We start from the raw sequence: 14,315 nt of genomic DNA, 5'->3' as shown, positions 1-14,315 counted from the left end.
TCGTGTAGTTTAAGGGCAATGTGTGTTATCGCGCTGCAATTAAAAAAGCTGTTGCAAAGCCACTGACTATTTACTTGCGGGTCGCCATTAGCTTAGGCAGTAAACGGCCCGTGGAGCGCATATAGGCTTTGTATGGCTCGCCGAACGCATCCATCATCATCTGCTCCTCATTCCGTACCCGGCCCAGATACATCACCCAGAACCAGACAAGTTGGGGTACGCCAATGAACCAATTGGCCGAGAGCAGCAGCGTACCAATACCCGACAATAAAAAAGACAGGTACATCGGATGGCGAACATAGCGGTATACCCCCCTGACTACCAGCGCATGATTCTCCTGAATATGGAGTTGTCCGGTCCAGTTTTTACCCAAATCCTGGTGAGAAAGTAGCAGGACGACCATCGCCAGTACCGAAATACCGAAACCAGTCCACCTGACCCAACCTGGTAAATAGAAACCGGCAAAATCGAGCCAGGGGGTTAAGCCATAAATAAGCGGGAGAGTGAATAGGACAACGCCCATTCGGTACATTAATAATTCTCTGGCTGTATTCACTGACTTTATACTCTTCCCCGACGGATTTTTCCGTAAGATATACTGCCGGATAACCTGGCCGGGCACATAACAGGCCAATAGCAGAATGCGAAAAACAAGGTCCTGATTCATTGCTCTGCTCAGGTTAGTTTATAGACAGCTACAAGATTCGTACTAAGAGAGTAATCGAGTAAAGCAACTGGGTTAGGGAGCAGGCTCTTTTGGGTCGCACATTCCAGCTATAAACGTCAGTGAAAAGACCGACAGACAGATGCTCAGGTAACGTCTTACTAAATAAGTTTTCATGGCAGTTAGTGTGAACTATTTGGCGTGTGGATAGAAGTCGGAAAGCTTATTGCTTAATTCCTGTACAAACTTCGGCCTGAAACCCGTAACAGGCTTTTGGTTTTGCGCCAGGCTTGTTTGCCAGTTGGACAAAGGTGGCCGGAAAAACAGGGCGGGGGCAATACCACAAAAGGGGTATTTTTAACTAAGGGGTCAGCAAATATCTTTGGCTGCGTAAATCAATCTCCATGACAAAGGGTCTGCTCGTTGGTTGTTTGTGGGTAGTCGCGCTTGTGGGTAGGTCGCAGGCTGTTGAGCCTATACGAATTGGTAACGAGTCGGACTGGTCACTGCGTCACCGTCTCGTACTGTTCAGGACTACGTCGTGGCTTACGCCCGCGCAGGCCTTTGCTGCCGCCCAGACGGCCCCCACCACCCTTCTTACCGAACGCCATCTTAATCTTGGTCTTGAGCCCAACTACGTATGGCTATACTTTAGGGTACAGAACAGGGCAGTCGCCCAAACAGTCGTTTTCCTATTTGATCGCATTGACATTCACCGCGTTCAGGGCTTTCGGCGACGAAATGGGCAGATAGATACACTGGCCCTCACGGGCGATGCTTTACCTTTTCGGAGCCGCCCCATTAAGATCAATTATTTTGCCATACCAATCCCGCTTGAAGTCGGCGAGCAGTCTGAAATCATGGTTCTGCTGGACAAACGCAATGAGTTTATTTCAGGGAATGTAAGGCTATATTCAGCCGGAGAATTTTTACAGACCGTTCGGTTTGATTCGGCGGTCGTCGCTTTTTTTCTCGGTATAGCCGGGTTTATCCTACTGTTCAACTTTCTGTTGTGGCTGTCCCTTAGAGATTCTGTGCACCTGTTCTTTATGGCGCACCTAACCTCTACCACACTCTACGTACTGAGTAGTCTTGGCTACGGGTTTGAGTTTATCTGGCCCGATTTGCTTTTTAGCAATTCGCTGATCATGACTATGTTATCAGCACTCTGGGCCAGCACCAATCTGTTTCTTATGAAACGGTTTTTGGGGCTTAACCCATCGACCAGCCGATATACACAGGCAACAACTGGGTTAGCCTGGTATATCCTGATTATTTCGTTTATGGGGTGTTCTATAGCTCTATTTCAGGAGCAGGACCTACCTGTTTATATCCTTCAGCTTGGAGAATTTTTGCTTGTAACCTGGATAATCGCGAATGCAGTTCTTTTGGTGGCTGTTATTACTGAACAAATTCGCAAGCAAAACGAAGCCGCTTACGTATACGTAACGGCGCTCAGTTTTACGCTCCTGGGCACTATTATCTATATCCTGACCCTTTTGAATGTATTAAATGCTGGTCATTTTACCACCAACTGGCTGTTGCCGGGATTCCTCCTGGAGCAAATCACACTGGCTTTTGGGTTAACCATACGTTACAACCGCTTCCGACAACAGAATCTTAACCTTCAACTGACACTGGCTCAGGAGCGCAATCAGACGACAACACAGATCATCAACGCGCAGGAAGCCGAACGACAACGGCTGGCGGCCGACCTGCACGACGACCTCGGCGGCACCCTGGCCACGCTCCGGCGCAGGCTGGGCGACCTCGGCCAGCGGCTGCGCGACCCGCAGGCCGCCGATGTGCTCGGCCAGCTTGAGCCGCTGGTACAAAAAAGTACGCATGATCTCCGGCGCATTGCCCATAATCTGATGCCGCCCGAATTTGACCGGCTGGGCCTGCGACATGCGCTCGACCAGTTGATACAAAGCCAGCCCGCGCAGCCCACCCGCTTTTCGTTTGTAGTAGCAGGCCAGGAACGACGGCTACCGCTTGAGATCGAACTGAATCTTTATCGAATCGTGTCAGAACTGGTGCAGAACATTCACAAACACGCCCAAGCCCGGCGAGCGGCCGTACAACTGCTTTATTATGAAGAGCATCTATCGGTCATGGTTGACGATGACGGGCTGGGGAGCCGGGTAACAAAAAACGGTGAGACTGGGGTGGGGCTTGGGCTGAAAAGTAGTGGCTTACGGGCCGAATACATCGGAGCACGGCTGCGTAGGGACGTAACGGAAGCCGGTACACTGGTCGTGCTCGATATGCCCTACGCAACGATGTCCTAAGGAGTCTTCTCCCCCAGTTCGCCTACTTCTGATTGACGACCATCGGCTGTTTAACGACGGTCTGAAAAGCCTGCTCGACGCCCAACCCGACCTGACCGTCTGTGGACAGGTATTCACGGCCGCTGATGCCCTGCCCGCCGTTCATCGCTTAGCCCATCAATTCGTACTGTTAACTGTTAATTCGTACCGTGCTGAACGGCGGTACTTTTTTGCGCTAAACGAGTCGGGCATCATCACCCACGATGACCGTTTTGGCGACGACTTTGCCCGACGAGTGAGCCTGACCTTCCGTGAGGTCGAAATCAGTCGGCTCATTAATGAGCAGCCAGAGTAACAATAAACGTAGTCCCCTGCCCTTCCTGGCTCTCCACCCACATTTCCCCACTATGCCCTTTGGTGATAATATCGTAGCTTAATGATAGGCCCAGTCCTGTGCCCTGGCCCGTGGGTTTAGTGGTAAAAAAAGGCTGAAACACCTTCGCCTGAACGTTAGACAGGATGCCCATACCGTTGTCCCTTACCCGCAACTCTACCTGCCCCTTCACCCGCTGGCTACTCACCCAGACCGTCGGCTCATAAGCCCCCGTCGTATCCGTACTTTCCTGCAACTGGCGTTGCTGCACAGCGTAGAAGGCATTGTTGTACAGGTTTAGCATCACCCGCCCTACATCCCCCGCCACGACCTCCACCAGCGGCAAATCGGCCGCCAGATTGGACTCCAACGTAGCACTGAACTCAGTGTTTTTGCTCCGAAAGCCATGATAAGCCAGCTTGAGGTACTCCTCAGCCAGGGCGTTGAGGTTAGTCGGTTCCCGTTGGCCCGTGCTGGCAGAGGAGTGTTCGAGCATGGCCCGCACGATGTTGGAGGCTCGTTGGCCGTTGTGGGCAATCTGCTGCATGTTCTGGCGCAAATCGACTGCCAACTCCTGACTGAGGGGCTTATCGTTCTCCTCGACGCTCTGGTGGAGTTCGTCAGCCAGTTCAACAGATACCTCGGCGAAGTTGTTGACGAAGTTGAGGGGGTTCTGGATTTCGTGGGCGATACCGGCGGTTAGTTCGCCCAGAGAGGCCAGTTTTTCTTTCTGGATGAGTTGATTTTGAGTAGTTTTGAGGTTAGCCAGCGATTGGGCCAGTTCGGCGGTGCGTTCGCCTACCTGCCGTTCGAGGGTTTGATTTTGGGTAGCCAGGATCTGTTGCTTTTCCTGGGAAAGCTGTTGAACTTCCAGTAGCTTTTCCGTTAAGCTGCGGGCGGCAAATGAAGCTTCCAGAGCTAAGTAAATCGAAATGGAAACGGGGACGCTTAAATACCCAATATTAAAGGCTAAATGGCCATAAATCCAGGCAGGTCCACTCGGTAAAATATTAAATAGGAAGACCGCCCAAAGTGTATAGAACACAATAAAGGAGATAGAGCCCCAAACAATAATCGTGGCCCCTCTTTGCTTTCTTTGGGCACCCAGAAACGTTATTCGAATGGATTCGAGGAGAGTTAAAAACGCAAAGAGACTAATTCCCAAATTATAACTGTTGTGATACTGTACAAACAAGATGAGGACACTTATTAAGGAATAGGTTATTAATAGCCAATAGACTATTCCCCGGCGTTGACTAAATATGCTGTAGAGTGCTGTCAGGAAAAAGAGGGTACCCACTACGTAGAGCAGGCTGGCAGCAATAAGAAATCCCATTTTGGTGGCTGCATTCTGAACATAATAATAGACAATTGCCAGCAGAATAGAGTTGGTCGCAAAGCTGATAGTGGACAGAAAAAAATAGAAGTTTGATTTTTGGGAGGTGCCAAAATAAAATAGGGCCAAGTGAATGATGGCCAGCAGTAAGAAAAAGCCAAACTTAAAATAGTCCAACGGAGCACGGACATCATTTTTCCGGAAGAAATTGATATTCGTTGAATCGGTTAATAAGAGAGACAAGGCTATATTTTTTTGCCCTACAAATTCAATGTAAGGTAAGTCTCTTTGTAGAGCAAATCGAACGGCCAGTACCTGCTCCCTAGCTTTCCGGATCGGAGCACCCAAAAATGTACCAATAGGAGGAGTTGCCGCCCGTACCCGTCCAGTCGCATTATTTATTTCGCCAAACTGCCCAATCAAGTGTCCGTTCAGGTAAATTTCCGATGCGCCGGTTTGCTGAACCAGCATGGCCAGCGATTTTGCCATCATCACGCTATCGACGGTGAACCGCAGCCTAAACCAGCCTACATTGGTTTTCCAGAGTTGAGGCACATCCATGATATCCTGAGTTGGGTCAATCGACTCCCAAGTTGCGTCATTAAACTCGGGTCTCGCCCAATCGGTATTATCGCCCGCATGCCACTTCCATCCTTTATCGAGGAGCATACCCGGCGGGGGAATAAAATTTGGAGACGCTTGCCCCCAGCACAGGCTTATGGGCAGAAATAAGAACAGTGGAAATAAGTGTAGCCGGTTCATTCATTTGTACAGGTTAAGGCAGACGCTGATTAAAAAATAACCTGGTCTATTCGGTAAAAATGAAACATCTAAACCGCTTGAGAGCTTCGGAATTTATTGATGAAGAGGAAGCTTGACGATAAAAATGCTTCCTTGCCCTTCCTGGCTCTCCACCCACATCTCCCCGCCATGCCCCTTGGTGATGATGTCATAACTCAACGATAGGCCCAGGCCTGTGCCCTGCCCGGTGGGCTTGGTGGTGAAAAACGGCTGAAATACCTTTTCCCGAATCCCAGCCGGGATGCCCGACCCGTTGTCCCTCACCCGCATCTCCACCTGACCATCCACCCGCTGGGTACTCACCCAGATGCTCGGCTCATAAATCTCCGTCGCATCCGTATTCTCCTGCAACTGTCGTTGTCGCAGTGCGTAGAAGGCATTGTTGTACAGATTCAGCAGCACCCGACCCACATCACTGCCCACTACCTCCACCAAGGGCAGGTCAGCCGCAAAGTCGGTTTGTAAGTTGGCCGTGAAGCCGCTGTGTTTGGCCGGATCGCCGGACCGCCGGAAGCCATGATAAGCCAGCTTGAGGTACTCTTCGGCTAAGGCGTTGAGGTTAGTCGGTTCCCGTTGGCCCGTGCTGGCAGAGGAGTGTTCGAGCATGGCCCGCACGATGTTGGAGGCTCGTTGGCCGTTGTGGGCAATCTGCTGCATGTTCTGGCGCAAATCGACTGCCAACTCCTGACTGAGGGGCTTATCGTTCTCCTCGACGCTCTGGTGGAGTTCGTCAGCCAGTTCAACAGATACCTCGGCGAAGTTGTTGACGAAGTTGAGGGGGTTCTGGATTTCGTGGGCGATACCGGCGGTTAGTTCGCCCAGAGAGGCCAGTTTTTCTTTCTGGATGAGTTGATTTTGAGTGGTTTTGAGGTTAGCCAGCGATTGGTTGAGTTGGGCGGTACGTTCGTTGACTTGTTTTTCGAGCGTCTCGTTTTGAGTGGCCAGGATGTGTTGTTTTTCTACAAAAAGGGCTTCGTTTTCTTTTAATTTTAAGGCTAATGAGCGCGTAGTTTGAGCAAAATCCCTGGCTAAGAACAAAGTGATACTAATTGGTATACCAAAATTACTAACATTAAAGGAAAAATGTAAAAGTATAAGATTTGAAGGATTACTAAGGGTATAGAAATAATGAATATTGAAAACAATGTAAATTAATGAGCCAGCTAAGAGAAGATACGCTCCATCTTTTTTATTTTTATAGGCTAAGATTGAAACCCTTACAATTTCTAAGTTCATTAGTATTACCAGTGTAATTCCAATATAATATGGCGATGAGAAGTTAATTGTATCAAAAGTTAAATAGATTATGATGAGAGCAATAAGTATGTTGATTGTGTGCCGATTCCTGTAAGAAAAGAGCGTATACACGGCTGTAAGTAACAAAAGCCGGGTTGTAAAATAAACAATCTGAACTATAGCTATATAATACTGACGCTCGGTTATATAATGAAAATACTGTTCTACTAGTACTTGTATTTGAAAAATAAAAAAACTTAAAAAACAAAAAAAACCGAAATACAAGTTTGCTTTTTGTTTTCTATATGAAAAAAATATGAATAAATGCAAAACACTTAAAATGAGAAATACCCCCGATTTAAAGTAGTCTAACATTGCAAAATCAATTTCTCCCCTCTTTTCATACTGATTTTCTTTACGTAGGGTATTACCTGAAGCATCTGACAAGAAAAAGCTTACTTTTAAGAAACCATCTTTTACACCCCAAAAATCTCTATATTTAGCTATGGGCTCAACCGCAAACCGAACAGCAAATACATGTTCATTGGAATTCCCTGTGTAAAAATGAATCACCTGATGCAGCGTATTCGTGCCAATTGGATTGTACGCTTTTACATTTTCTGGATTGCTGCTTAGTTGGCCAAAACTCCCAATGAGCCTGCCATCCCAATAAAACTCCGATGCCACCGACTGATCCGAGACAATACTGACAATTTTATCGTTGAGCGATGAATCAATTTGTAGACGGACCCGTAGCCAGCCTGAACCCGCCTTTCGGATTTGCGTTAATTGGTTAATATCCTGTGTGGGATCAATCCGCTCCCACTTTGAATCATCGAATGCTGGTTTGGCCCAAGCCGGATTATCGCCCGCCTGCCATTTCCAGCCTTTATCGAGAAGAATGCCTTGTGGCGGGAGGCTGTCGATGCGGAAGACGGGTTGAGTCTGAGCATGACAGATTATCACCCTAAAGACCGTTAATAGTAGACAAGTGAGAAGTTGATTCATGGAATACGTCAGGATAAGGGTAAGTGGAAGCTTAGTGAACGTAAGGTATCACCGCCCTATGTATTCCGTTGGTGTTCGCTGAAATACCTCTTTAAAGGCGGTGGCAAAGTTGGCAGGGTGCTCAAAGCCAACCATATAGGCTGTTTCGGAAACGGGGTGGCCAGCCCGAAGCAGTTCAGTGGCCCGGCGCAACCGGTAGATGCGTATAAACCGGGCGGGACTCATGCCCGCCAGCGTTGTCAGTTTACGGGTCAGGGTCCGCAAACTCATAGCTACTTCTTCCGCCAGCAACTCCGCCCGAAAGGTTGAATCGTCCAGATGAGCGTCGACAATGCGGTTCAGTTTGGCCAGAAACGCATCCTGTACTGTGGGCTTACCATTATCCTCGGCTGGTGGCGTTACGGAGACAGCGTTACTGAATTCCCGCTGGTAGTAGTCGCGTAGCTTCTGCTGCCGATGGATGAGGTTATGCAGCCGCAGCCGCAGTTCGTCCAAGTTAAACGGTTTGGTCAGGTAATCGTCGGCTCCCTGCTCCAGACCCGCCCGGCGGCTCTCAGCCGTTGTTCGGGCTGTGAGCAGAACTACCGCAATGTGGTCGGTGATAGGATCATTCTTTAGCTGATGCGTCAGTTGGTAGCCATCCATTTCGGGCATCATCACGTCCGAAATAACGACATCGGGCAGTTCGCGTTTCGCGATGTCGAGTCCGTCGCGGCCATTGACGGCCGTCAGGATTCGGTAGTGAACCGCCAGCGATTCGGCCACAAACGAGAGCAGTTCCGTATTGTCTTCAACTAATAAGACCAACGGCAGGTCAGCATTAATGGCATTAACCAGCATCGTTTCGGCTACTACCGGTATTGTCCCAAAGACCTCAGGATCAGTCAGAACGTGAGTTGGAGCCGAAGCAATCCCGTTGCTCAATGCTGGCCCAATGGGTAAATCAGCAGTAAACGTAGTACCGGCTCCCGGCACACTAACGACCGACAACCCGCCCCCTACCCGACGAACCAGTTCATAGGCCAGGGCCAGTCCAATCCCGGAGCCTTCGTAGGCTCTGGTCAGCGAGGTGTCAACCTGATAGAACCGGTCGAAAATGTGCGGCAGGTGGTCATGGCCGATACCGATGCCCGTGTCCGTTACGGTTAACGTCAACTGGGTTTGATCGACTACGCACCGCACGTCAATCTGCCCGCCCGCAGTGGTAAACTTGACCGCGTTCGACAGTAAATTCGTCAGAATTTTCTGCCATTTGTCGGCATCGAACACCGTTTCCTGCTTCAGCACGTTGGCCGAAAAGGTTAGTGTAAGCCCCTTCTGTTCGGCAAACAACTGAAACGACTCAACGACCTGCGCCAGAAAGTCCACCACGTCGCCCCACGACTCGACGAGCGGCAGGCTGTCTGCTTCCAGCTTGGCCAGGTCCAGCAGTTGATTAATTAAGTGCAGCAATTGGCTGGCGTTGCGTCGAACCGTAAGGAGACTGCGTCGGGTAGGTCCATCATGCCGGGTATCCTGTAGCATCACATCGACCGGCGCGATAATGAGCGACAGGGGCGTACGAAACTCATGCGTAATGTTATCGAAGAACCGGGCTTTCAGATCAGCCACCGCTTTCGTGCGGATTGATTCCCGCAATTGGCTAACGTGCCGGGCTGTTTTCTCAATTGTCAGCTCCAGATCCTGAAAATTGATGGGTTTCGTGACAAAGTCAAAGGCTCCCTGATTCATGGCCGTGCGTACATTGGCCATGTCGCCGTAGGCCGATACCATCACGGCCCGGCTCGTTGGCACCAGTTCGGGCAGATGGGCCAGCAGCACTAATCCACTCATATCGGGCATGTTGATGTCGAGCAGCAGTACATCAATATCCGGCTCGTTGTGCATAAGCGTCAGGGCTTCCCGCCCGCTGGCTGCAAACTGGAAGGTATAATCGCCCGCCTGAATTCTACGCCGGAAGCGTTGTTGCATCAGTAGCTGCATGCTAACCTCGTCGTCCACCACCAAAATTCTCGTGATCATTACCTATACAGTAAAGGATGTGTCAAATTCGGATGAATTCGGTTATTTTTTGCTTTAGCAAAGCGAAATCAATTGGCTTGGTCAGAAAATCATCGGCTCCGTATCGACTGGCCTGTTCCCGGTTTTTTACATCACCATAGGCAGTAATCATCACAATGGCCGGGGGGCGATGGGGGTGCGTGTCCCGAATTCGACGCAGCAGCTCCAGCCCACTCATGCCTGGCATGTTGATATCTGACAGAATAAGAATAATTCCTGAATCATCAAGACTGGCCAGGGCTTCTTCGCCAGATCGGGCAAAGGTCAAGTCGATTTCGCCCCGGCTGATTTCGTGGCGAAATCGCTGCATAAACAGCGGCTGAATTTGTGTCTCATCATCGACTACTAAAATCCTCATACGTATTGTTTTATTGATTAAAGGGCTATTGATGAGAAGTTTTATAAGCTCAACGGGAAGTCCATATAACACTACCTATCCCTACCCATTGCCCAACTTCATACAAACGCATTTCGTCGATTACGCGAGTTAGCTTCCGACGAAGCGATGGCTACCTGGTTGTAATAAGCACTTATTGAGTGCGCAATATGGGATAGCTTAAGGAGAGGTACTTTTTATTTTTGGCCAAAACCCTTTTCTATTCGGCCAACAGTAGTGCGCTAACGCATGATACCTGCGTCAGGGACCGTAACCCGCTGTTTTCGTTCCAAATCAAGTTTGACTCCGGCAAGGGCTGGCCGAGTTTCTACGCGCCCATCGCTCCCAACGCTATTTACACCGAACCCGACGGCAACCGCACCGAAGTACGCGGTTCGGTTTGCAATGCGCACCTGAGTCATGTGTTCAACGAGGGCCCCGACCCAACGGGTTTGCACTATTGCATGAATGGCGTGGCGCTGGAGTTTGAACGGGGAAGGTGAATCTGTACCTTGATTTAAACCGACGACACGACAGAAATTTGCGATTCGCGAATTGCAAATTTTACCTCACACTTGTAAATCAAACCCCACCAGCACATCCTCGCCGGACAGCGGCTTGTCAAAACCCTGGACGATTTGAATTTCGCCATTAGCGCGGAAGATATGCGTCATTTCTGTTTTTGGGTCGATTAGCCAGGCTAACCGGCAACCATTCGCCATCCAGACGTCGGTCATTTTAGTTTTCGTAGCATTAAGCGAATCGCTCGGGGAGAGCAGTTCGATGACGAAATTAGGACAAATCGGTGGAAATTTTTCCTGCTCCCGTTCGCTGAGTGCTTCCCAGCGTTCGCGGCTAACCCACGTTGCGTTTGTTACGCATAGACTGCCATCGGGCAAATGAAAAGCGGTGCTTGAACTAAAAACTAATCCAGATTCAGCCGTTTCATTCCAGATACTCAGGTCAGCCGTAATTTGAGCATCCAGCCGACCAATAGTTCCTCCGGACAAGGGAATTTCAATAATGTGGTCATCGGGTTCGCACTCGAAACGGTGGTTTGGATTTTCCTGACAGAAGTAATAGAACTCGTCGGCCGTTCTGATTTGCTGGTTCGAAAGCGTCATCGGTTGCAGTAGCCAACCACGATTGGCCTACCCAAATATACCCAAATCAGAACTGGAAATAGATGAACTGGTTGGATGAGAAAACGCCAAATAGATACGTCACGAACGTAATTAGCACGAACAGCAGAGCGAAGCGGGCGGTGTTGGCCGTAGGAATGCTGAGGTAGAAATACTCCTTCACAAACAGAAACCCGATCAGAAATAAGCTGAAGCCCATCTCGACCGTGTTCAGGGGGCTGTCGATGCGCTCGAAGGGCGAGAACGTGGCAATGCGGGCCAGAATTAGAAAGGCGTCATCGACGGTGCGGGCGCGGAAAAACACCCACGTCAGCATAATCAGGACGAACGTGAACAGCACGTTGCCCACCACCCGTAGCGGTGAGTTGTCGGGAGGTGCACCAATTCCCGATTTTGTCGTTCCGGTTCGTGAGGGCGACGTCAGGCCCAGGCGCACTAATAGTTTGTCCCGGAGGACGGCCAGAATCTGGTAGAAGCCGTTCAGGCCTCCCCAGATTACGTAGGTCCAGTTGGGGCCGTGCCAGAGGCCACTGGCCAGAAACACGATCATCATGTTGGCGTACTGCCGGACTTCGCCCTTGCGGTTGCCGCCGAGAGGAATGTAGAGGTAGTCGCGGAACCAGGTCGAAAGCGAAATGTGCCAGCGTCGCCAGAACTCCGAGATAGACTGCGCAACGTAGGGCGTCCGGAAGTTCTCCATGAGCGAGAAACCCATCACCCGCGCAGCCCCGATGGCAATGTCGGAGTAGCCCGAAAAGTCGCAGTAAATCTGAATCGTGTAGAAAAACGTCGCAGCCAGCAACGTCAGGCCGTTATGCTGGCTGGGGTCGGCGTAGGCGTAGTCGACGAGCAGGGCCAGCCGGTCGGCAATGACGAGTTTTTTGAATAGCCCGAACGCCATCTGCATCAGCCCGGCTTTCACGTTCTCGGCGTCGTAGGGAAACGTTTTGTGAAACTGGTAAAGCACGTTCTGCGGACGCTCAATGGGTCCGGCCACCAACTGCGGGTAGAACATGACGTAGAGCGCGTAGATCCCGAAATGTTTCTCGGCTTTCTGATTGCCCCGGTACACCTCAATGGTGTAGCTCATGGCCTGAAACGTGTGGAACGACAAGCCAACCGGCAGAATGCTTTTGTTATCCTTAAACGACGAAATACCACTTTCCCCAAACACGTGCAACACCTTGACAAAGAGCCGGTTTCCCAAAATAAACACCTGCTCAGCAACCTCCGGCATGTGGAGTTGGGCGAACAGCCACGATACGTTTTCGGTGAAGAAACCGAGGTATTTGAAAAACGCCAGAATGCCGAGATTAGAAATTAACGACAAAATCAGCAGCCACCGCCGGGCTGGACCGGTCGTCTGTGCAATCCAGATACCCGCTACGTAATCAATGACAATGGTCAGGAACAGAATCAGAATGTATTCTGGCTTGAGGACCATGTAGAAATAGCAACTCGCCACCAACAGGAGTATCCACCGGCCGCGCCACTTCAGACCGAAGTAGGTGAGCGTGACGACGATGAAAAAAAGTAAAAACTGGAGCGAATTGAATAACATGCGGGATTGACGTAATCGGGCGAATGGAGTGTATTGTATTTGGGTGTTTAGGTGTTTGAGTTTTTAAGGGGGTGAGTGTAGGTATCGATAGACTCAAACACATACACACTCATACACCCAAAACTCAAATACAGCACTCCTTCGGGTAAGTAGCAAAACAAGTCAAGTCAACCGAAACGACGAGGGCATTTCGGTGGCTTGCTCCTGCCCGGCGACAACCTTTATTCGATTCAGCACGACCCGCAGCAAGTACACAAAAATACCAACCTCTATGCACTGAATGCCGTAATCGGCCCATTCGAGGGGACCGTTAATAGCCGACCAGCTATTGTACAAGTCCTGCTTGTTGTAAATAACGGATAGAATCGGCTGCACAATGGCCAGCACGTTCAGCACCACAAACGCAAACCAGGCCCGCTTTCCCCGCTCCGTCGACAGCACGACGAACACCAGCGGCAGGGTGTGCGTGAACAGGTAGAAACCCGGCGAACTCGGCAGGCATACCATGAAGAGCGCGAACGTGAATATGTACAGCAGTGGCATCAGTTGCTGGTAGCCCACGGCCCGAAACCGGTGCCCCACGAACGAAGCCCCGCCGATGGTCGCCAGTAAACCGGCCCAGTTCAGGTAGGTCAGGGAAATTTGCTCGAAGTACGTACCCAGCACGGGCCGCAGTATACTGCTCAGGTTGGGCGTCATGGGCAGCGACGAATGCTGAATCGGCATCAGAAAATCCATGCCGACCAGCGCGTACAGAATCGCCAGACTCGGCAGGCCCACCAGCAGCAGCCCGCCTACGTACTGAAATCGGTTGGGAACGATGAAAAACAAGGGAATCAGAAACACAATCAGCATGAATTTGATTGTCAGCATGCCCACGCCCCACAGCAGACCTAACCATAAACTAAACCAGCGACCCTGTGGCAGCGACAGCGACAGCAGGCAAAGCCCCCACATCCAGATGTCCTCCTCGGCAAACAGGACCATCGCCACAAACGGCACCGGTAATAGATAATAAATCACGAACCACACAATTGGCGCATCAGAACCGGTCCGGTAGCGACGCAGCGTGGCTTTGGCGATAATAAACTCCATCAGGGCCATCAGCAGAATCAGCACCCTCGCGTTGTGCCACAGCAGCAGCGGCAGGCTAATCAGGTAACCAAACAGGGGCGCGTGATAGGATAAAAACTCGCGGTAAACGAGCTTACCCTGCACCGCAGCTTCCGCTTTGCGGTAAAAGAAATCGACGTCGTTGCGCGGCTCCTGGTTGAGCACGATGTAGACGCACAGAAACGGCACGAACCGCAACATCACGAACGTGAGGTAGGTGGTGATCCGCTCGTGGCGTTGCAGCAGCGGGCCAACGCGCTGGCGATTGGCGAACAGCAACCCCACAGCCACAGCCAGAGCGGTGGCAATGAGCACCTTAACGAGGGAAGTAGTGTCGAGTGAGATCATGAATGGTTCGGTAGATCAACGGGCAA

The 14,315-nt window shown here is 50.5% G+C and carries 10 protein-coding genes and 1 pseudogene; 2 read left to right on the top strand and 9 right to left on the bottom strand.

The features are described 5' to 3' along the window. Positions 1–70: 70 nt before the first annotated feature. Positions 71–667, bottom strand: coding sequence for a protein-S-isoprenylcysteine O-methyltransferase (locus ACYVHB_RS00370; protein WP_461048533.1), 597 nt, complete (start codon positions 665–667; stop codon positions 71–73). Between the two features lie 401 nt (positions 668–1,068). Here ACYVHB_RS00370 and ACYVHB_RS00365 point away from each other — a divergent pair, with 401 nt between their 5' ends. Further along, positions 1,069–2,955: a sensor histidine kinase gene (locus ACYVHB_RS00365; protein WP_461048531.1), complete on the top strand. Its 1,887-nt coding sequence runs from the start codon at positions 1,069–1,071 to the stop codon at positions 2,953–2,955. A 22-nt stretch (positions 2,956–2,977) separates the two neighbouring features. Here the strand turns inward: ACYVHB_RS00365 and ACYVHB_RS00360 are convergent, their stop codons facing one another. From ACYVHB_RS00360 to ACYVHB_RS00340, 5 genes are all read right to left on the bottom strand, one after another. Continuing rightward, complete coding sequence (locus ACYVHB_RS00360) at positions 2,978–3,100, bottom strand: hypothetical protein (RefSeq protein WP_461048530.1); 123 nt, start codon at positions 3,098–3,100, stop codon at positions 2,978–2,980. 169 nt (positions 3,101–3,269) lie between these two features. Further along, entirely contained in the window at positions 3,270–5,312 is a 2,043-nt protein-coding gene (locus tag ACYVHB_RS00355) for an ATP-binding protein (RefSeq protein ID WP_461048528.1), read from the bottom strand. A 186-nt stretch (positions 5,313–5,498) separates the two neighbouring features. Beyond that, positions 5,499–7,688 carry a sensor histidine kinase gene (locus tag ACYVHB_RS00350; RefSeq protein WP_461048526.1) on the bottom strand — a complete coding sequence of 730 codons (2,190 nt, stop codon included), beginning with the start codon at positions 7,686–7,688 and terminating at the stop codon, positions 5,499–5,501. 48 nt (positions 7,689–7,736) lie between these two features. Continuing rightward, a complete protein-coding gene (locus ACYVHB_RS00345) occupies positions 7,737–9,710 on the bottom strand; it encodes a response regulator (protein WP_461048524.1) in 1,974 nt (657 codons plus the stop codon). Positions 9,711–9,732: 22 nt separating this feature from the next. Further along, on the bottom strand, positions 9,733–10,107 hold the full coding sequence (locus ACYVHB_RS00340) for a response regulator (protein WP_461048522.1): 375 nt from the start codon (positions 10,105–10,107) through the stop codon (positions 9,733–9,735). 248 nt (positions 10,108–10,355) lie between these two features. On the opposite strand from ACYVHB_RS00340, the pseudogene ACYVHB_RS00335 reads away from it, so the two are divergent. Then, positions 10,356–10,628, top strand: a pseudogene (locus tag ACYVHB_RS00335) (peptide-methionine (R)-S-oxide reductase); the annotation flags it as partial. Positions 10,629–10,694: 66 nt separating this feature from the next. Here the strand turns inward: ACYVHB_RS00335 and ACYVHB_RS00330 are convergent. The 3 genes from ACYVHB_RS00330 to ACYVHB_RS00320 all read right to left on the bottom strand — a co-directional run bounded on the left by ACYVHB_RS00330 (position 10,695) and on the right by ACYVHB_RS00320 (position 14,289). Further along, complete coding sequence (locus tag ACYVHB_RS00330; RefSeq protein ID WP_461048520.1) at positions 10,695–11,249, bottom strand: Uma2 family endonuclease; 555 nt, start codon at positions 11,247–11,249, stop codon at positions 10,695–10,697. Between the two features lie 46 nt (positions 11,250–11,295). Then, positions 11,296–12,828 carry an MBOAT family O-acyltransferase gene (locus tag ACYVHB_RS00325; RefSeq protein WP_461048518.1) on the bottom strand — a complete coding sequence of 511 codons (1,533 nt, stop codon included), beginning with the start codon at positions 12,826–12,828 and terminating at the stop codon, positions 11,296–11,298. Positions 12,829–12,990: 162 nt separating this feature from the next. Further along, positions 12,991–14,289, bottom strand: a complete 1,299-nt coding sequence (locus ACYVHB_RS00320) for a hypothetical protein (protein WP_461048516.1) — start codon at positions 14,287–14,289, stop codon at positions 12,991–12,993. Between the last annotated feature and the right edge of the window lie 26 nt (positions 14,290–14,315).

Source organism: Spirosoma arcticum, assembly GCF_054779955.1.
The sequence above is the reverse complement of the archived record's forward strand: the minus strand, read 5'-3'. Positions and strand labels throughout refer to the sequence as shown.

Bases quoted from the DNA above. Each gene is read 5' to 3' on its own strand.
- ACYVHB_RS00370 (WP_461048533.1), bottom strand. From the start codon at position 667: ATGAATCAGGACCTTGTTTTTCGCATTCTGCTATTGGCCTGTTATGTG.
- ACYVHB_RS00325 (WP_461048518.1), bottom strand. From the start codon at position 12,828: ATGTTATTCAATTCGCTCCAGTTTTTACTTTTTTTCATCGTCGTCACG.
- ACYVHB_RS00330 (WP_461048520.1), bottom strand. From the start codon at position 11,249: ATGACGCTTTCGAACCAGCAAATCAGAACGGCCGACGAGTTCTATTAC.
- ACYVHB_RS00355 (WP_461048528.1), bottom strand. From the start codon at position 5,312: ATGCTCCTCGATAAAGGATGGAAGTGGCATGCGGGCGATAATACCGAT.
- ACYVHB_RS00320 (WP_461048516.1), bottom strand. From the start codon at position 14,289: ATGATCTCACTCGACACTACTTCCCTCGTTAAGGTGCTCATTGCCACC.
- ACYVHB_RS00345 (WP_461048524.1), bottom strand. From the start codon at position 9,710: ATGATCACGAGAATTTTGGTGGTGGACGACGAGGTTAGCATGCAGCTA.
- ACYVHB_RS00365 (WP_461048531.1), top strand. From the start codon at position 1,069: ATGACAAAGGGTCTGCTCGTTGGTTGTTTGTGGGTAGTCGCGCTTGTG.
- ACYVHB_RS00340 (WP_461048522.1), bottom strand. From the start codon at position 10,107: ATGAGGATTTTAGTAGTCGATGATGAGACACAAATTCAGCCGCTGTTT.
- ACYVHB_RS00350 (WP_461048526.1), bottom strand. From the start codon at position 7,688: ATGAATCAACTTCTCACTTGTCTACTATTAACGGTCTTTAGGGTGATA.
- ACYVHB_RS00360 (WP_461048530.1), bottom strand. From the start codon at position 3,100: ATGAACGGCGGGCAGGGCATCAGCGGCCGTGAATACCTGTCCACAGAC.